Source organism: Bradyrhizobium sp. LeoB3 (assembly GCF_055456055.1).
This window is the reverse complement of the sequence record NZ_JBVBEF010000001.1, coordinates 510,070-528,037: the sequence shown is the minus strand read 5'-3', so window position 1 is coordinate 528,037 and position 17,968 is coordinate 510,070. Positions and strand designations below refer to the sequence as shown.

The 17,968-nt window shown below is 62.4% G+C and carries 20 protein-coding genes and 1 tRNA gene; 5 read left to right on the top strand and 16 right to left on the bottom strand.

The genetic code is table 11. The features are described from left to right. Nucleotides 1–3 precede the first annotated feature (3 nt). Together ACZXDY_RS02380 and chpT are read right to left on the bottom strand one after the other, a co-directional pair. On the bottom strand, nt 4–2,742 hold the full coding sequence (locus tag ACZXDY_RS02380) for a hybrid sensor histidine kinase/response regulator (RefSeq protein WP_028165518.1): 2,739 nt from the start codon (nt 2,740–2,742) through the stop codon (nt 4–6). Between the two features lie 292 nt (nt 2,743–3,034). Beyond that, nucleotides 3,035–3,679, bottom strand: coding sequence for a histidine phosphotransferase ChpT (chpT, locus tag ACZXDY_RS02375; protein WP_028165517.1), 645 nt, complete (start codon nt 3,677–3,679; stop codon nt 3,035–3,037). A gap of 140 nt (nt 3,680–3,819) precedes the next feature. Between chpT and cysQ the strand changes: the two genes are divergently transcribed. Then, a complete protein-coding gene (gene cysQ / locus ACZXDY_RS02370) occupies nt 3,820–4,644 on the top strand; it encodes a 3'(2'),5'-bisphosphate nucleotidase CysQ (RefSeq protein WP_464344318.1) in 825 nt (274 codons plus the stop codon). A 10-nt stretch (nt 4,645–4,654) separates the two neighbouring features. Here the strand turns inward: cysQ and ACZXDY_RS02365 are convergent, their stop codons facing one another. Continuing rightward, nucleotides 4,655–5,161 (bottom strand): YHS domain-containing (seleno)protein, encoded by a 507-nt coding sequence (locus tag ACZXDY_RS02365; protein ID WP_464344317.1) that lies wholly within the window; start codon nt 5,159–5,161, stop codon nt 4,655–4,657. 110 nt (nt 5,162–5,271) lie between these two features. Here ACZXDY_RS02365 and ACZXDY_RS02360 point away from each other — a divergent pair, with 110 nt between their 5' ends. The 3 genes from ACZXDY_RS02360 to ACZXDY_RS02350 all read left to right on the top strand — a co-directional run bounded on the left by ACZXDY_RS02360 (nt 5,272) and on the right by ACZXDY_RS02350 (nt 7,463). Next, nucleotides 5,272–5,877, top strand: a complete 606-nt coding sequence (locus tag ACZXDY_RS02360) for a DUF1134 domain-containing protein (RefSeq protein ID WP_028165514.1) — start codon at nt 5,272–5,274, stop codon at nt 5,875–5,877. A 117-nt stretch (nt 5,878–5,994) separates the two neighbouring features. Next, the gene (locus tag ACZXDY_RS02355; protein ID WP_464344316.1) at nt 5,995–7,281 is read left to right on the top strand and encodes a hypothetical protein; all 1,287 of its coding nucleotides are present in this window, start codon (nt 5,995–5,997) and stop codon (nt 7,279–7,281) included. Between the two features lie 107 nt (nt 7,282–7,388). Next, nucleotides 7,389–7,463, top strand: a tRNA-Val gene (locus ACZXDY_RS02350). Nucleotides 7,464–7,622: 159 nt separating this feature from the next. Here the strand turns inward: ACZXDY_RS02350 and ACZXDY_RS02345 are convergent. The 10 genes from ACZXDY_RS02345 to ACZXDY_RS02300 are packed head-to-tail and all read right to left on the bottom strand — an operon-like array spanning nt 7,623 to nt 13,117. Beyond that, nucleotides 7,623–8,225, bottom strand: coding sequence for an ATP-dependent DNA ligase (locus ACZXDY_RS02345; protein WP_464344315.1), 603 nt, complete (start codon nt 8,223–8,225; stop codon nt 7,623–7,625). Nucleotides 8,226–8,261: 36 nt separating this feature from the next. Next, the gene (locus tag ACZXDY_RS02340) at nt 8,262–8,498 is read right to left on the bottom strand and encodes a hypothetical protein (protein ID WP_464344314.1); all 237 of its coding nucleotides are present in this window, start codon (nt 8,496–8,498) and stop codon (nt 8,262–8,264) included. Between the two features lie 60 nt (nt 8,499–8,558). Next, nucleotides 8,559–8,717: a hypothetical protein gene (locus ACZXDY_RS02335; RefSeq protein WP_464344313.1), complete on the bottom strand. Its 159-nt coding sequence runs from the start codon at nt 8,715–8,717 to the stop codon at nt 8,559–8,561. 28 nt (nt 8,718–8,745) lie between these two features. After that, complete coding sequence (locus tag ACZXDY_RS02330) at nt 8,746–9,126, bottom strand: hypothetical protein (RefSeq protein WP_464344312.1); 381 nt, start codon at nt 9,124–9,126, stop codon at nt 8,746–8,748. Further along, nucleotides 9,123–9,584, bottom strand: coding sequence for a GNAT family N-acetyltransferase (locus ACZXDY_RS02325; protein ID WP_464344311.1), 462 nt, complete (start codon nt 9,582–9,584; stop codon nt 9,123–9,125). The genes ACZXDY_RS02330 and ACZXDY_RS02325 overlap by 4 nt, the downstream gene beginning before the upstream one ends. 10 nt (nt 9,585–9,594) lie before the next feature. Beyond that, nucleotides 9,595–10,821 (bottom strand): hypothetical protein, encoded by a 1,227-nt coding sequence (locus ACZXDY_RS02320; protein WP_464344310.1) that lies wholly within the window; start codon nt 10,819–10,821, stop codon nt 9,595–9,597. After that, entirely contained in the window at nt 10,814–11,224 is a 411-nt protein-coding gene (locus ACZXDY_RS02315; protein WP_464344309.1) for a hypothetical protein, read from the bottom strand. The genes ACZXDY_RS02320 and ACZXDY_RS02315 overlap by 8 nt, the downstream gene beginning before the upstream one ends. Continuing rightward, nucleotides 11,224–11,448, bottom strand: coding sequence for a hypothetical protein (locus ACZXDY_RS02310; RefSeq protein ID WP_464344308.1), 225 nt, complete (start codon nt 11,446–11,448; stop codon nt 11,224–11,226). The genes ACZXDY_RS02315 and ACZXDY_RS02310 overlap by 1 nt, the downstream gene beginning before the upstream one ends. Then, the gene (locus ACZXDY_RS02305) at nt 11,438–11,887 is read right to left on the bottom strand and encodes a hypothetical protein (RefSeq protein WP_464344307.1); all 450 of its coding nucleotides are present in this window, start codon (nt 11,885–11,887) and stop codon (nt 11,438–11,440) included. The genes ACZXDY_RS02310 and ACZXDY_RS02305 overlap by 11 nt, the downstream gene beginning before the upstream one ends. Before the next feature lie 3 nt (nt 11,888–11,890). Further along, a complete protein-coding gene (locus tag ACZXDY_RS02300; protein ID WP_464344306.1) occupies nt 11,891–13,117 on the bottom strand; it encodes an N-acetylmuramidase domain-containing protein in 1,227 nt (408 codons plus the stop codon). 528 nt (nt 13,118–13,645) lie between these two features. Between ACZXDY_RS02300 and ACZXDY_RS02295 the strand changes: the two genes are divergently transcribed. Then, on the top strand, nt 13,646–15,133 hold the full coding sequence (locus tag ACZXDY_RS02295; RefSeq protein ID WP_464344305.1) for a hypothetical protein: 1,488 nt from the start codon (nt 13,646–13,648) through the stop codon (nt 15,131–15,133). Here the strand turns inward: ACZXDY_RS02295 and ACZXDY_RS02290 are convergent. The 3 genes from ACZXDY_RS02290 to ACZXDY_RS02280 all read right to left on the bottom strand — a co-directional run bounded on the left by ACZXDY_RS02290 (nt 15,130) and on the right by ACZXDY_RS02280 (nt 17,967). Then, the gene (locus ACZXDY_RS02290) at nt 15,130–17,136 is read right to left on the bottom strand and encodes a glycosyl hydrolase family 28-related protein (protein ID WP_464344304.1); all 2,007 of its coding nucleotides are present in this window, start codon (nt 17,134–17,136) and stop codon (nt 15,130–15,132) included. The genes ACZXDY_RS02295 and ACZXDY_RS02290 overlap by 4 nt on opposite strands. 64 nt (nt 17,137–17,200) lie before the next feature. Next, a complete protein-coding gene (locus ACZXDY_RS02285) occupies nt 17,201–17,521 on the bottom strand; it encodes a hypothetical protein (protein ID WP_464344303.1) in 321 nt (106 codons plus the stop codon). Further along, nucleotides 17,518–17,967 (bottom strand): hypothetical protein, encoded by a 450-nt coding sequence (locus ACZXDY_RS02280; protein WP_464344302.1) that lies wholly within the window; start codon nt 17,965–17,967, stop codon nt 17,518–17,520. The genes ACZXDY_RS02285 and ACZXDY_RS02280 overlap by 4 nt, the downstream gene beginning before the upstream one ends. Nucleotide 17,968 lies beyond the last annotated feature (1 nt).

Sequence of the window (17,968 nt, the reverse complement as noted above, 5' to 3'; positions counted from 1 at the left end):
AACCTATGCCGCTTTCCTGATCTCGGCGGTCTGTTCCTTCAACGCCGCGATCAGGCCGGGACGGTCGAATTTGGCGACGTAATCATGGAAGCCGGCTTGCCGCCCGCGCTCGATCGCGGCCGGCGAGACCATCGCCGACAGCGCGATGATCGGAACGCCGCTCAAATGCTGATCGGAGCGGATGCTCTCGGCGAACTCGAAGCCGTTCATCTCGGGCATCTCGATGTCGGTCAGCACCACGTCGAACGCCTGTCCCGAACGCAGCGCGGCCAGCCCTTCCTGAGCGTTCGGCGCGGTACGCACCTTGTAGCCGGCGGCCTTCAGGACCGGGGCCAGCATGTTGCGGAAGAACGCGCTGTCGTCGACCAGAAGCACCGATTGCGCGTTGGAGGACGGCCGCATCTCCTTGCGGCTGAACCAGTCGGAGAAGGCCATCGGCAGGAAATGACCGACGTCGATCACTTCGGTCGCCTGGCCCTTGATCACGGCCGAGCCGAGAATGCCATCCTGCGAGCCCGCGACCTCGATGTGCAGCCGCTCCTCCACGATGTCGATGATCTCGTCGACCACGAGCCCCATCGAGCGGCCGTCGTCGGCGAACACCAGGATCGGCTGCGAGCCGGAGGTCTGCACATTGACATCAGCCATCTGCACCAGCGGCATCAACTGATCGCGGTACTGCACCATGTAGCGGCCGTTGGAGAGCTCGATCTTGTCGGTGGCGATCTCCTCCAGGCGCGTGACGAGGCCAAGCGGCACCGCCTTGGGCTGGCTGGTGCCGGCACGGAACACCAGGAGCGAGGTGAGCTGCTCGCCGCTGACATGGGCCGCAGCGCTGTCGTCCGCCATCTCATGGGCGGCCGAGCCGGCAGCACCGAGCGCCTTGGCGATGCCGTTGGGGTCGATGATCATGATGACAGCGCCATCGCCGAGGATGGTGTTGCCGGAGAACATGTCGATGTGACGCAGCTTGGTCGACATCGGCTTGACCACGATTTCCTCGGTGTGAAACACGCCGTCGACCACGATACCGAAAGTCTGGCTGCCGACCTGCGTCACCACGATGAAACCGTTCTCGGGATCGCTCGACGAACCGTCATCGATCCTGAGCAGCTTCTTCAGGTGCATCAGCGGCAAGAGCTTGTTGCGCAGCCGCAGCACGGCGGTGTCCTTGATGCGCTCGATGCGGTGCTCGGAATTGGCCCGCGCGCGAACCAGTTCAACGACGGAGAGCTGGGGGATCGCAAAACGGTCGCCGCCTGCTTCGACGATCAGCGCGGACACGATGGCGAGCGTCAGCGGGATCTTGATGGTGACGGAGCAACCCTCGCCCGCGACCGACTTGATGTCGATGGTGCCGCCGATCTGGTCGATATTGGTGCGCACCACGTCCATGCCGACGCCGCGGCCGGAAACAGAAGTAACTTGCGCAGCCGTCGAGAAGCCCGGCGCGAAGATGAACTTGTGGATCTGCGCTTCCGTCATCTTCTCCAGCTCAGCCTCGGTGACGAGGCCGTTGGCCAGAGCTTTTGCCTTGATCCGTTCGGTGTTGAGACCGCGGCCGTTGTCGGCGATGCAGATGATGATGTGGCCGCCCTCGTGATAGGCGGAGAGACGGATGGTGCCCTGCTCCGGCTTGCCGGCCGCCGCGCGCTCGGCCGTGGTCTCCAGACCATGGTCCGCGGAGTTGCGCACCATGTGCGTAAGGGGATCCTTGATCAGATCGAGCACCTGGCGGTCGAGCTCGGTGTCGGCGCCGTGCATCTCCAGTTCGATCTGCTTGCCGAGTTCGCCCGAGAGGTCGCGCACGATGCGCGGCAGCTTCTGCCAGGCGTTGCCGATCGGCTGCATGCGCGTCTTCATGACGCCCTCCTGCAGCTCGGCGGTGACGTTCGAGAGACGCTGCAACGGCACCTTGAACTCGGTGTCCTCGTTGCGGCGTGATATCTCCAGGAGCTGGTTGCGGGTCAGCACCAGCTCGGAGACCATGGTCATCAGGTGCTCCAGCGTATCCACGTTGACGCGGATCGACTGGTTGGCGACCTTGTCGGACTCGTGCATGTCTTCGGCGGCCGCCGTCTTCCTCGGTGCCTTCTTCTCCTTGGCAACCTCTGCGGCCGGCTCATGTGCGGCAGGCTTGGCTGCGGGCGCGGCAGCAGGCGCGGGCGGCGCCACTTCGGTGGCGGTTTCGCGGAACGCGCGCTCAAGCTCGTCGAGTGAGACTTCACCGGGACGCAGCGGACGCTCGAGCGTCTGTACCACCAGCGTGCCCTCCGTGGCCGCGGGTTGCAGCGGCGGCGCGGCCATGACAGGGGCCTCCGGCTCTGCGGCAGGTTCGGTACTGGCCTCGGCAGCCATCGATTCGAAACTGCGCTCGGCCATCTCGTGCAGCTTGACGATGAGGTCTTCGTCCGATCCTTCCGGCTCGGCCTCGGTTGCCTCCAGTCCTGCGAGGATCTCCTTGATGCGGTCGATGCTCGACAGGATCAGCGTCACCGCTTCTGCTGTGACCGGCATGCCGTCGCGGAATTTGCCCATCAAGGTCTCGCCGGCATGCGCCAGCGCTTCCAGTCGCGGAAGCCCCAGGAAGCCGCAGGTACCCTTGATGGTGTGCACCAGGCGAAAAATATTATCGAGAATCTTCGCGTTGTTCGGCTCTTGCTCGAACTTCACCAACTGATTGTCGACCGTGTCCAGGCTTTCGCTGGTCTCGGTCAGAAACTCTCGCATCAAATCGTCCATGAACCTGGCCTTCGTACGCAGCGGCACGCGACATCGACGCGCCTTACGGAACTTGGACCAGCTTCCATGCAAAGCGTTTAAGTTTGGTTGAGTATGTGGAAAAGAACGGGATCAACAAAGAGATAAGAAGAAAAGATCGAAATCAACGGCAAGTTGCAAACGATTGGTTAACGCTATGGCCGCCGTCGCGGCGCGCGGCGCATTCGCTTCGCGCCTCCGATCGCGCTCTACGTCGTTGTTTGCGCATGATCTCTTGGGCGGCCTGCGCGCCGTGAAATCATGCAGCAATTCGTCAGGACGCGCTGACCACCACAGTCTCGCCCTCGAGGGCGAGCTTGACGGTCAATCCGCAGGCCTGCGCCAACAGCCGCGTGTAATAGGGCTGCACCGCGTGGGCATCGACCGCGGCCGACGTGCTGCCGAGAATATCGACGATGTTCTGCGGCACGCGGGCGTTCAGCCCGGCCGAGGTGATGCGAAAGCTCATCGTCTCGCCCTCGCCGACCGGATCGATCGTCAGCGTGCCGCCGCGCGGAATCGTCTGCTGCGCGATCACGAGCATATTCAGGAGCAGCTTGACGCGATTCTTGGGCATGAGCAGCCGCGGCAGATTCCAGGTCAGCGTCACCTTGCCGTCCTCGATATGCCCCTTCGCCATGGCCTGCGCGTCGCCGAGATCTATCTGCGCACCGGCCGACCCGGCGGCACCGAAGGCAAGCCGGCAGAACTGCAGGCGCGCAGATGCGGTCTTGGCGCTCTTGCGGATCAGGTCGAGTGCAAAATCGCGGTCCTCGGGTTTCGGATTGTCGTCGATGACCTCAAGGCCATTGACGATCGCGCCGACAGGACTGATGAGATCGTGGCAGACGCGCGAGCACAACAGCGCCGCCAGTTCGAGGGCATCGGGAGCGGGACCGAGAGACGAAGTGCCAGACATGAAGTGTTCCTGGAATGCCGCGATACACGCGGACGGGAGCGAATCACGCATGCTTTTGGATTTGATACACTGGGGAAGCGCATGCTGCCAGCTTGCGGCGGAAGTGAGATGGGAACGGTAGTAGCCGATGAGAACCGCTTATGAATGAGGCATGCCCGCCCCGGATCGACGGCAATGCCGCGGCCGCGCTGATCGAACCGCTGACGGAACTGGCGATGCGGGCCGGCAAGGCCATCCTCGCGGTCAATCGCAGCGCCATGAAGGTTGAGGGCAAGAGCGACGGCTCGCCGGTGACCGAGGCCGATCTCGCGGCCGACCGCATCATTGCCGAGGGCTTGGCGCGGCTTGCGCCAAACGTGCCGTCGCTCTCCGAGGAGCGCACGCGTCTGGCGAGGCCGCCCTATAGAGACAGCTTCTTCCTGGTCGATCCGCTCGACGGCACCAAGGAATTCGTCGCCGGCCGCAACGAGTTCACGGTCAACCTCGCCCTGGTGACCGAAGGAGCGCCGCTGCTTGGCATCGTCGGGGCGCCAGCCCTGGGCGTGATCTGGCGCGGCATTGTCGGCCATGGCGCGGAGCGGTTGATCATTCGCGATGGCGCGCCACCAGTTGTCGAACCGATTCGTACCCGCCCTCACCCGCCGCGCGGAAACCCCTGGATCGTGGCGGTCAGCCGCTCCCATGGCGATGCGCGCTCGGAGGCCTTTATCGCCAGGCGGGGCGGCGCGGTGCGGGCCGAACTCGGCTCCGCAGTGAAGTTCGGACGGGTGGCCGAAGGCGAGGTCGACATCTATCCCCGCCTTGCGCCGACCTGCGAATGGGACGTCGCGGCCGGCCATGCCGTGGTCACCGCCGCCGGCGGCAAGATCACGGATTCGCACGGAGCGGCACTGCATTTCGGCCTGAGGGACGACTTTATCGTGCCGGAATTCATTGCCTGGGGCGATCCCGCAGCCGCCCCTTAGAGGCGGGCAACTACTGCGCCAGCGTCTGCTCCAACTCCGGCCAGCGGGCGGTGGCATCTTTCAAAAAACGTTGGGGATCGGCGACAAAGGCGTCCCGATTGTCCTCCCGGCCGAACAGATAGAGCCGCTGCCCGGCGACCGCCCAAAATCGTGGATTGCCGGCATAGGTGACGCCGCGGCCGAGATCGACCGGGTCATAGCCGCCGAATTGCGGACCGTAGATTTCCGGATGAGCAACAAAGGAGGCGCGGTTGCCTTCATTGCGGAAGCGCCAGACCGCGCCTGCCTGCGTAGCCTCAAAGTCCGGCAAACCCTCAAGGGCAGCGGCATCGGTAAAATATGCCACTGGGTCGAATCCCTCGATGGCGAGGCCGGAATAGTGATTGACCACCACCCGCTCGGTCGTGGCAGCCCGGACTGCCGAATCATTGCCGATCAAAGCTAAAAGACCGACGGCGAAGATGAAAAAGGCTATTCCGGGGCGCCGGCGGTATATTTCCTGCCGTTGTACCGTCATAGTTGATATCGATAACATTGGAATCGAGGGGACACTGGGCGCAAGCTAGAGCCGACCTTGTTGGCGTCAGGTTAAGGCGGCGACCAGAATTTCGATCGCAGGGGTTCTTTATGAGTTTCGCATCACGCCTTGCCGCGGCAGCGCTCGCTGCGCTGATGTGCTGGATTGCGCCGGTTGCCGCCCAGCAGGCCCCGCCGCCGCAATACCCGCCGCCACAGCGCGAGCCCGGTCCGAGCACCTATGGGCCAGACGAACTTGTTACCGCCGGCCACAAATTCTTCGGTAACGTCTCGCGCGGGCTTGCCTCCGTCATCGAACGCGCGGTCAGCCAATGGGGTCTGCCCAATGGCTACGTGCTCGGCGAAGAAGGCTCTGGCGCTTTCGTCGCCGGCCTGCGCTATGGGGAAGGCACGCTCTACACCAAGAATGCCGGCGATCTGCGGGTCTATTGGCAGGGGCCCTCGGTCGGCTTCGACTGGGGCGGCGATGGTGCCCGCACCATGACGCTGGTCTACAACCTGCCCTCCACGCAAGCGATCTACCAGCGCTTCGTCGGCATCGACGGCTCGGCTTACATCGTCGGCGGTTTCGGCATGACCGCGCTGACGGCCAACAACATCGTGCTGGTGCCGATCCGTTCCGGCATCGGGCTCAGGCTTGGTGCCAATGTCGGCTACCTGAAATACACCCCGCGCGCGACCTGGAACCCGTTCTGACCCCGCCGTTAACGCCTTGACGTGAATCCCTCACCACGGACGGGCATTTGGCTGGCGTTTTGCCGGCCGCCCGTGGCATTGTGATTAACGAATTATTATCGCGGGAGTAACCCATTCATGGTCGAACCGATCATGTATCTGGCGATCGGTTTTCTGGTCTCGATGCTGTGCGGTCTGATGATCGTGCCGCTGGTGCATAACCGGGCGGTGCGGCTGACGACCCGGCGTATCGAGGCCGCAACCCCGCTGTCGATGGCCGAGATCCAGGCGGACAAGGACCAGTTGCGCGCGGAATTCGCGATGTCGGCGCGGCGGCTCGAAATGAGCGTCGAGCAGCTCAAGAGCAAGACCACGAGCCAGCTCGCCGAACTCGGCAAGAAGACCGACGCGATCAACCGCATGAAGATCGAGCTCGGCGAAAAGAACGCCGCGATCTTCGCGCTCGAGGCGCGCGAAAAGGCGATGAAGGATCAGGCCCGCGCCACCGAAGAGGAGTTCGCCGCCAAGGCCGAGCAGTTGCGCGCCGTCGAGCAGGCGCTGACGAACAAGCAGAGCGAGCTCGGCAAGATCAATGCCGACCTGAACGACCGCTCGATGGCGGCGGATAGCCGCCAGATCGAGCTGATCTCCGTCCGCACCCAGATCGAGGAATTGAAGGACCGGGTCAGCGACGCTGAAAGGGACTTCGCCGCCACCCAGGCCCGCCTGGCCGAGGAACGCAGCGCATCCGAAGCCGCGACCCGCGAGCTCGCGGAGGCGCGAAGCCGGGCCGAGAGTCTGAACCAGCGCGTCACCGACCTCGACCGTCAATTGAGCGTCCAGGTCAATGAAGCCCAGATCCTCGGCAACCGCGTCAACCAACTGGAGGGGCGGCTTGCGAGCCAGGGCAAGCTCTTGGCCGAACGGGAATTCGAGAACAACCAGCTCCGGCAGGCCAATGAGGCAGCCGAGCGCACCGTGAAGGAACTGCGCGCGGCGATGAATGGCGGCAAATCGCCGGCCCTTGAAAAGCTAAAAAGCGAGAAGGCCGCTCTGGAAGAACAGCTCCGCATCATCAGCGACGAGCGGTCAAAGCTGCAGCGCGACATCAACGCGATCCAGGAACAGGCGGAGAACTCCTGGGCGACCGAGCGCATGGAGAACGCGCTGCTGCGCGAGCGCATCAACGACATTGCCGCCGAAGTAGCAAAGCTGGCGATCCAGCTCGAAGGGCCGGATTCGCCGATCGAGGCCATGCTGGCCGCGGAGCCGGCGGTCCCGGCCAAGGGCGGACCGAAGGCGGGACCGAAAGCTGCCAATGGTGTGCCCGCCGCAAGCGGTCTGCCCGAAGGCGGCGGAACGCTCGCCGAACGCATCCGAGCGCTGCAATCCCACGCTTCCCGCGCCCGCCAGCAGGGGGCATAAGGCTCTTTCACGCTTTGGGGTCGGCTTTGGCTTGACACCCAGCCCCTGCCCTTCGTAAATCGCGGCTCCGGCCGAAAGGTCGTTTCCGGCTTCCGCGCCGAGATCCCGGACGCATAGCTCAGCGGGAGAGCGTTCCCTTCACACGGGAGAGGTCCAAGGTTCGATCCCTTGTGCGTCCACCACACAAAGCCCCTGTTTTACAGGGGTTTTTTCATTTCTGGCGTTCGCCGCATTCGGCAGTTAACGGCACAAACAGGCGGAACCAAGCAGCAACAGGCGTGGAGAATCCGGGGAATATGTTCGCCGCCCGTTCACCCCTTTCGATGCGCGGCGCGTCCCTGCTAATTCCAGTCCTCGCCGCGCCGCATGGCCGGATGGTCCGGGTTCTTCACCTTGATCCAATGCGGCTGGCGGCCGGCCCGGTAGGACCGTTCGCGGTGCTTGGAAACCATGCCCTCAAGACCCATCAGGCAAGCGTGGCGGAACAGGTCCGGCCCGATCGCGCCTTGCTCGAAATCGGACAGAAAGATGCCATCGACGCGCCGGGCGAGCAGCCGCGCCAGGCTGTGCTTGCGGAGGTGCAGCGGCAGCTTGCGGACGTCCTCGCCGTCCGCGACTAGGATATCGAAGGCATAGAGCTGCACCTCTTCATCGTGTCGCCGGCTGTGCAGGCCATCGAAATCGGACCGGCCGTCGACGCCGAGCAGGACCGCCTCGCCGTCGACCGCAAAGGATTTCTGCCGATGGCGCAGCGCCGCCTCGCGGATCAGTGGAAAGCGCTTGCTCCAGTCGTGGCCATTCCTAGTCAACAGCCGGACCCGCCTTCCGTCGCGAACAACGATCAGCCGATAGCCATCATGCTTGATTTCGTGAATCCAGTCGTCGCCAGCAGGAACATTGGTCCCGCGGGTCGGCAGGCATGGCAGGAACTCAGGTTTGCGCATATCGCCTAGATAGGCGCGGCGGCGCCGAAAGCGAGTCTAGCCGCCCCTCGCCTGGCGCTCGATCCGCACCAGCTCCGGCAGGCGCAGGATCTGCTCGGCCATCCGCCGCGCGTCGTATTTGGAAAGCCGGCGCATGAAGCCGCGCCGGGTTGCTTCATCCTCGAAATACACGAAGGCAAGCGACCGCTCAGCCGAGTCCTGCACCTCGAATGATTCGGGATGCTCGACGATGCGCCAGGGTTTGGAGAAAGGTCTATTTTCTTCTCTCGACATTCGGCGACCGTAACACGGCCGCCGCGGCCACGCTAAGGCCGCCAAGCGGCACGAGAGCGTCTAGGCGTTCACCCCGCTGAAGGTGTCAATGATGCACCACCACACGACCACTACGATCGCCAGGCTCGCCAGGACCTGCGCCAGTGTCGGGCTTATCCACACGAGGACGATCGCCACGATAGCCAGCACGATCGTTACAAAAAGCTGCCCCAGAGTCATGTTCTCGACCCCCTGTCAGGAATAGGCCCTAAGCGGCCCGCGCGCCGCGTGGGAGCGGCAAATTCAGTTCCCGCTCCAATTCCTCCTGCAACAGCGCCAGCGCACGCCAGGCCAGCGCAGCGCTATGGCGCACCCGATGCTCCACGCCCTCGATCACGATCACGTCGAACCCACCGCGCTCGACCAGGTGCCGCATGATGCAGTCGGCGTGATCCATCGACTTGCCGCGCGCGTGATGCATCGGCTCGCCTGGATTGTGCTTTTCGTTACCAGCCCATGACACGCCCGCGACCTCGGCGAGCGCATCGGGGAAGTAATCGAGCAGACCGGCGGCCATTGGATAGCGCTTGCGCGTAGCGCTGTCGGCCTCGATCAGGCGCTTGCGTGGCAGTGCTGCGGACTCGGTCATGGATTCCTCGCTGGCGGGATCAGGCACTTCGACCAATAGAGCGAATGGGCGAAGGCCCAGGGATCGGCCGGCTCGAACAGCTTGTAGCCGGCGCGGATGAAATTGTTCGCCGAGGGCACGTTGTCGGTCGTGTCGGACACGACATGCGACCAGCCGTTCCGGCGGCAGCGCGCCTCGATCGCGCGCATCAGGCGGAACTGCAGTCCGTGGCCGCGGTGGTCGTCGACCACACCGACGCGGACGAAATAGCCGACGCCGAAATAGCGCTCCGACGGCACCACGCCGGCGAAGGCAACCGGCTCCGGATCGAACACGCCGTCGGGATAGGCCAGCCACCAATGGCCGGCCGAGGTGTCGGCGCGCGGTGCCGTCGAGCCGAACGAAAGGTCATGCAGCACGGCGATCTCGGAGGCGATGTCGTCATCGCCTCCGTCGACCTCGCGGATCACATAGCGCATCGCTTGCCCCCTAGCGCATGTCCGGCGGCGGGATGTTGACGCGCTGCCGGCTGACCTCGCCCTGACGCTTGTCGAGCGTGATCACGTTGAGCGCCTGCGCATTGCGCCAGCCGCCGGCAAAGGCGTGGTTGTCCTTTTCGGCGAGCGTCGAGAACGACTCGACCCTGACATCGCCGATGGTGTCGGCCTTGTCCTTGTGGATGTGGCCGTACAGGAACCAGTGATAGGCGGTCTCGCCCCAGGCCTTGCGCTGGTCGACCGCCATCGCCATCGCCATGCGCGCCGGCGGCAGCTTGTCGCCATGCGCGCAGCCGAGCAGCGTATTGCCGAACTGGCGATAATAGATGTCGGCCGGGAAGGCGATCTTGACGCGCTTGTTCCTGGCATAGAACGCCGACAGCGCCAGCGCGAGCGCGCACGCCGCTTCCGGATCGTGGTTGCCGGGAATGTTGACCACCTCGACGCGCTCATGCTTGGCGAGCGCGAGGTCGATGATCCGGATGAATACCTGCACGCCGGCCTCGAGCACCTTGAACCAGCGGCCGTCGACGTCGAGCTGATGCTTTGATTTCGGCGTGACGTTGCGCTGATCGTTGGCGTGATACCAGTCGCCAAGATTGGCGATCAGTGCCTCGCGCGCCCGCGGTGCCAACGCCATGATGTCGGAGGCCTTGTCGAGCAGCCGTTCGGTCGCGATCCTTAAGTCGAAGTCGGCGCCGGTCTGCGGCTTCCATGCCAGCATGCCGTTGTGCGGATCTGCGATCGGGATGACGTTGAGCTGGTTGCGCTCAAACCGTCGAGGCGCCGGCACCGGTCTAGCCAGACCCTTGTAGCGTTCAAACACCGACTCGATGGCCGAGATCAGGTCCGGCGTGATGGTGTCGTTCCTGGTCTTGATCCACTGATGACGGATGCGACCATCAGCGTCGACGAAAGCCGAGACGCCCTTCAGCACCTGGCCGGCCGGCATCTGGAACGCCGGCCCGGACTCCTTGTGCTGCGTTACCCATTCCTTTTCGACCTTACCGTCGCCATCAAGCTGCACGCTCGACCGCTTGAGGTCATAGCCAGGCAGCACCGGCTTGAAGCCGAGCCGGCCTTTTTCCGCGGCGCGCTTGATCTGATAGCGAAAGGTGTCGCGCGGCATATTGAGCGCACGTGCGGCCGCGCGCTCCGAGCCATATTGCTTTTTGGCCTCGGCCACGCGGCGCAACTGCGCCTCACTCAATTCAACCATGTCCGAAAAATACTCCCTTGACCGCCGCCTTGACCTGGTCGCCGATCAGCACCCAGAACAGGCCGAAGGCGAGCAGGCCGCCGGCGATCTTGCTGCGGAATCCCTTGTAATCGCCGGCCGTCTTTTCCAGCGCGTCGATGCGTTTGCCGTGGCCGGCGACCGCGTCGATCTTCTCTTTCAGGCCTTCCAGCTTGCCGCGCACATAGTTGCGGTGTTGCTCGGACTCGACGCGCTCGCGGGCACGTTCGTCGCGGTCGGAGGCAACACTCTCGATATGCTGGTCGAGCTTGCCGGCGATCTGCCCGATCATGATTTCGAGCGAGCCGAACGTCGGCGCGATCGGCGCCGCCGGCCGGGGCCGGCGCCGCGCCGGCTTGGTCGCGCGCTTCTTTGCGGGCGCCATTACTGCGCACTCCGATCGGCGACGGTGTCGGCGCAGGCCGCGCCGGCATCGATCCGCTTGTTCGCAACCTCGACGGTCGCATGGTAGCGGCCGATCACGGCAACCGCGTCCTGGCCCTCGCGATAGCCAGGAGCGCGCACGCGCTTGAGGATGCGCTTGCACTCGCCGGCCGGCGTGGTCGAGGCCTTGGTGTGCTCGGCCGAGCCCTCGAACTTACCGTGCAAGTGCCCGCAGCCGCCTAACGTCATCGGCAGTAAGGCGGCACACAGCACGGCCCGCATTTTGCGCTTCATAGTCGTCGACCTTCCGTTTGAGGTTTGCGGCATAGGCATCGATTTCCGAGATCCTGGCGTTGGCGTCGGCCGCTGCTTTCAGCTTGTTCTCGGCGAGCAGCCGCTTCGCCTCGGCGGCCTTTGCGACGTTGTCGGCGCGCCAGGCCGCGCGGGTCTCATTGGTGCCGTGGATGTCGCCGGACACGTAGCCGGACGAAAACAGCAGGAAGCCCGCGACGATGGCCGCCGCGATCATCCCGATCGGCGAGCGCGCGAAGTCGAGCGCGCCCTTGGCAACCAGCGCGACGCTCGGCACGAACATGGCGGCGACATAGATGCCGCCGCCGGTGACGATCATGCCGGCGAGAGTCCAGAACAGCGATGTCAGCATGTTTTAGCCCTCGGCCGCGACCGGGCCGGCATTGACGCCGGAGCGATGATCCTCGACGCGCTGCGCCTTGATGGTTTCGGCGAGCCAATAGACCGCGACGCCGGTGACGATCAGAACGCCGGCGGCGATCAGCACCGTCGGCGAGCCAAACAGCGGCGCGGCGAGATCATGGAAGGAGTCCCAAATGCCCTTGACCTGGCTGGCCTTGTCGACGCCGTCCTGCGCGACGTCGAGCAGACCGGCCTTGTCGGCGACCGCGCTGCCGCCGAACAGCGTGCCGAGCGCGATCTTGATCTTGGCGGCGAGGCCGACACGGTCGGCCGCCCTGATCGTTTTCGAGCCGGCCGCCTTCAGATCCTCGGCGGTCGCGCGCTTGCGCTCCGGCGACGCCTCGATCGGCTCGGCGGTTTTCAGCGCCTCGCGCGTCGCATCGTCATAGCGACCAGTGACGGGCAGGCCTTCATGCGCCTGGAATTGCGACAGCGCGCCGACCGTCTTGGTGCCGAACAGGCCGTCCGGATTGCCGACGCTGACATAGCCGAGCCTCCGGAGCGTGGCCTGCAGCGACTTGATCTCAGCGCGCGACAGGTTGCCGGCCGGCGAGGCCGAGAGAACGCTCGCGCCGCCGGCAAGCTTGCGGGTCCATCTCTTGTCCGCATCGGCAAGGCGCGTGTCGTAACGGTTGGCGGCGTAGCCCGGCCCGTTATAGATCCGCGCCACCTTAGCATAGTCGCCGGCATTGAGCGGATCGATCAGGCGCTTGTTGCGCAGCTCGCGGATCATGCAGTCGATCTGGCCGGCGAGGTTTCCGGTCATGTGCTCGACCATCGCGCAGGCCGACGGGAAGCCCAGCTCCGGATAGAGAAACCCCATGGTCTGCCCGACGCCCCAGGACGCCGACTGGTTGGCGACCTCGGCATTGATCCCGCGCGCCTTGGCGATCAGCGCCAGGCGCTTCGCCGAGGTCCCCTGATCCTTGTACTGCGTCGACCGCGACCATTTCGGGATCGCGAGGCCGGCGGCCGCGAAAGCGCGCTGCAGCGCCGTCGAGACCTTCGCCGCCTGGCGCCAGGCCACGTGACGTTCATAGAGCAGTTGCGGCGTGCGGGCATCCTGTTCGAACGTGGAGCCTGATGTTTCCACCTCGACCAGCGCGAGCAGCGCCGCCGGCCGGATGCCGCTGGCGTTGGCGCCCGCGATCAGCGCATCGACAAGAGACTGCGAAAACATGGGTCGCACTTCCTTTCAGGCAATAAAAAAGCCGCCATGAAAGGCGGCTCGGCGGGGTTGCTCGGGTTAGCTGTGACTACGGTATGGTTGTACGGCACCGGCTCCTTACGGAGGGGTTGTTCCCGGATGGGTTGTAGTGGTAGAGGCCAACCCGGCTGAGTGACTGGGCTGGGAATGATAAGAAACGATTGGTTGGCGCTCGCCGCTATTCTTACGGCATGTTTTGGATTCGCTATTTGGATGCCAAGATCAGAACCTGGGCGATGTGTCGGACCGATTCAGACACTCTTCGGAAACTGCGATAGAACGAATGGAGCCTCGCTGTGGTGAGCTCCGCATTGGAATGCGTGATCGTGGGAGAACGCCGAGCCGACTGCCCGGTAACGGGCATTGAGGTCGGTCACAGGGTGAGGTTGCGGTAATAGGAAACCGCTCAGGCAGCGGCTTGAGGTCGGTTCGATCTGTGGTAGAACGCCCGTTCAACCTGGGGGTAGTATGTATTTCGGGCGTCTCTCTGCGAATGCCGTCTTGATCGGCAGTCTTGCGCTACTCGTGCTGTTCTTTCAGCAGCGGTTATGGATGCTAGGCATCACCAACCACGATGATGCCATGTGGGCCCTTGCTGCCCATACAGGCCACGACGTAATTGGCGAGGTGGCCCACGCTCAGGGCCGGTTATGGTGCTATCTACCCTGTACCTTGACGCTTCACACATTGAAGTGGGACGGCACCGTCTACGCAGAGATATTAAAGGCTGGCAGTTTTGCCGTCTTCTTCGTTTCGTTCTTCGCCCTAATCGGCGATCTGTTCGGGCGCAGGCTGGCTTATTTGGCCGCTCTGATCTGCATCGGGACTCTCGTTGTCAGATGGGAGTCAACCAACGCTTATCCCCTGCTCTACTACCCCACCCTGACAATTTTCGTCGCCTCGGTGGCCGCCGGAACCCGGTATTACCGATCAGGGAACAAGACTTGGCTTGCTCTCTCGTGGCCGCTGCTGTTCGCGTCGCTGTGGATACAGGAAGGGCTCAGCCTTACCATTAGCGGCCTATATGCCGTCTTCGCCCTTGCCAACGTGGCCGCTGATTACAAGCCACGTAACAGGCTTGCCGGGCTTCTGATCGTATGGTTCTCCGCTTCCCTGATCTACGGAGGCATAGCGATATCATGGATGGCTTCGCATCCATCAACCTACGACGGCCACGCTATCGCCAGTTTCAATCCGCGGCGCATTCTTGAAGTCGTTCTGTCCTTCTCTGCGTCAGGGTCTTTGCTGTACGAGTTCTTCGAGCCCTACCGCGTAGTGTTCCAAAACGCGATCACACACATACCGCAGACAGTTATCTACGGCCCTTGGTCTGGCGTATTGCCTTGGACAGCCGTTGCATTCGGCGTTGTCTTGGCGACAACAACAGCGCTCGCCATGTCAGGCAAGGAAGACCCGTCAAACCGATGGACCATCCCTATCGCCATTCTTGCAGGCGCCATGCTTGCAACGTGGCCGATTCTTCCCGTCGCCATGACCTCGAAATACCAAACGTGGTATTTCCAGTACGGAGTTCGCAGCTACTATCTAACGACACTGTCGCACTTTGGCGTGTCGCTCATCATTGCGGCGTTACTGGTCGGCGCGACGAACAGAATTCGCTCCGGGAGGGTCGCTTTGTTGGCCGTCCTGTCCCTGACGATCGGAACGCTCGGAGCCCTCACTTCGGTCCGCAACTCAATCGCTGTAACCGATATGCGCCCCGAGGCTGCACGATGGAGGGTCCTGAAGACCACCGTCAACTACGCCAAATCGCAGAACCTAGACCTGAAGTCCCTTATCGTCCCGCGATTTTCGAGCGGCACTTGGTACTCTGTCCTTCCGCCAGAATACTGGACGCAATACGCTAAGTCTGCCTTTGGAGCGAATGTCGATTTCCAAACGGACCCTTCGAAAGCGGCTAAATCGGCCCTCAATCTTGATTACGGATTTGAGCCGGCTCTAGTCCTTGTTTTGCGTGAGCAGCCTTAGTGGATGTATCGGACGTGGGTTAGCGTTCCGCCAAAACCGCTGATGTTCAACACCCCCTTTGGTGGGATGCTAACCGTGTAGCAAGTGCCGGCCGCCACAACCACGGGAAGGATGTTGTTGCCGTTAATCGTTGCTCCGGTGATACTTCCAGAGCTAACCGAGATGTAAGCGGTCTCCGTAGTCGGCCCGGCCGTATAGCTGTACGGCGTCGTTGCCGTGGTTGTTACGACCGCCGTCCCACCTACGGGATTGTATCCAGCGTTGCCTTCTATTCTGCTGTGAGTGCCCGCGAACGCACCCGATATCACGGTTGTCAAACCCGACAGCATGACGTTACCGAGAATTTGGGTGTCTACCGGCGTGCCATCAGAAAGAATTCCGACGTTAAAGAACTCAATCGTGTTGCCGGTGATCTTCATACGAGCGCACGACCCGCTAAGGCGTATCCCGACAGCCCCCGTCAGGCCGCTTAAAATACTGTCCTGCACGGAGCAGTCAATGACGTTAGCTCCGTTAAAGGCGAACCCGTTACTCGTGTTGTTTTGCAGGATGCAGCCGACGAAGTTGATTGCTCGTGCATGGGCGGAGCCGGTAGCAACCACATTGACCCCGGTTGCGGTCGAGCTACTGAACCAGCACTGCACGAAGTCGCAGAAGTTAACTTCTCCGGTGCCTGATGGCTGAATGAGCAGGCCATTGCCGGCGGTGTTGTCGAACCAGCACTTTGTACAGCGTACATACGAGACAAATTGCCCGCTGCCGGGGGACATCTGCATTCCAGTTGACCCGGCCAAGAACTGGCAATCCGTAAAACTGTAGTCGCCACCATCTTCAATATAGCAATGCGCGAAGGGTCGCGTCATGCCGTCCCAGTTGAAAAGGATGCTTTCAAACTCGACGGCGACGCCACCCTTTAGCCGTAGCGCGATGGTGTTAGACTTGATCTCTCCATCTGAGACAAAAACACCAGATATCGGGGCAGAAAGGAAAATTCCTTGATACGCTCCGAACATAAAAAAGTCTCGAAGCGTAAATTGAGATGCCGAGACGTTTATGTAATTTCCGCCCGTGCGCGTCACTGTCGAGCCGAATTGCAGACTCTCGATTGACACGAACCCATTCGACACCGTTATTACGTCGCCGGTTGCTTGCGACGTAACGATAGCGCTTTTCGAGCGGGACTCTCCTATCCACCGCGCCCCGGACGATGGCGTGATCGGAGCCGACGTAATATAGCCGCCTGCCGGGAAAAACAGCGCTTTATTCACGGCTGCCGCTGCCGCGTCCGCCGCAATGATGGCGGCGGTATCGTCCGTAGAGTTATCCCCCTTCGCCCCGAAATCCTTGACGCTGAGAACATCGCGCCCCTTGTCCTGCCAGCTTCGAGTAGCAGCGCCCGTACCCGCCTGCAGAAAGCCGCTCCAAGTCGGATCAGTGCCAGCCCCATTAGTTTGAAGCACATAACCTGCGGTACCCGCCGGAAGCCGCGTAGTCGTCGTAGCATCCCGAAAAATGATATCGCCGCGCGTCGTAGTCGGGTCGACAAGATCACCGATCCCCGGTTGCCCCTGAAACACCCAGACGCCTAACAGCTTCTGCCAATATTTGCGCGTGGTCGGCTGAATTGCATATTGCTCTTCCTCGCCGAGCGATGGGTCTGGTTCGGTCGCGTCGGCGGGTACGAGAACGTAGCTGGCTGCGCTGTTAAGCGCCGCAACCATGCGCGAGACGTCAGCCATCGCCTGGCCGCCCACGAACCGCAGCGGCGAACGCTGAATGATCTTGTATGCCGCTCCTGCCGCAACGCTGGTGTACGGCCACGGGTCAATAACCAAGTGCGTCACATCCGTGACGTCCTGAACAACCACCATGTGTCCGTCGATAACGATGTCATCGCCAGGCCGCGCGTTCACGCCGGACCAGATCGTGCTGTTTCCGACAATGACGGCATCTCCGTTGGCGACGGAAACCGTGCCGGTGGAGTAGCTCGGGAAAGCAGGCATTATTCCCCTTCCTGAAGAGAAAGAAGTTTGAGGATTGATTTGTTGTGGTGGTGCGCTGGTGGGCCTAGCGGATAGCCGCTAGTTCGTCCGGCGTGGTCGCCGCATCGATCGCCAGCATGATGCGCTGCCGCTGCAACTCGCGCTCGGCGACAGAGGGCGCATCGGGTTTGGCCAGAATGATGGCGGCCAATTCTTCTTTGGTGATTCCGCGGAGGTCGGCTTCCGGCTGAAGCTTATCGAGATCGCTTGTTGCCCACTGCCGTTTTAGGGCATGCGCCCGATCGCGGTGGAAATCCTCGGTGGAAATGCGGTCGAAATATTCATTGATCGCTTTCACCTTCGCGGCTCGCGCTGGCGCCATCGTGTCAAACGTAATGCGCTTCATGATGCGGCGGCCTCGATTGCCACTTCGAACCGCCGGTAAGGCCATTTCTCGAACGAAATGTGATAGACTGCCGGAGATGTCTGCGCGAACTCGAACTCGGTTGCCTCGCCCAGCTTTTCGGCATACACACCGACGCGCTCGCCCTGCAGCCAAATGTGAATGGCGCAGGTTACGCCTTTCGGGACGTTGGTGAACACAGCGCTGTCGTTACCATCCGCCTTGATGGCGGTTTTCGACACAAGGATTTCCATATCGGGACGAAGCAGCAAATCCTCGTTGGCGACGTCAACGAAAAACAGTTCCGGATTGACCGGATAATGCGCGTCGTACTTCACGAAGTTGTCGTGCCCCTGATCGCGCAAAAGCTGATCGTAACCCGCCGGATCGAACAGCTTGTTTGCCTGATATATGCTGCCATCGGGCTTGTAGAGCACATAAAGCATCATC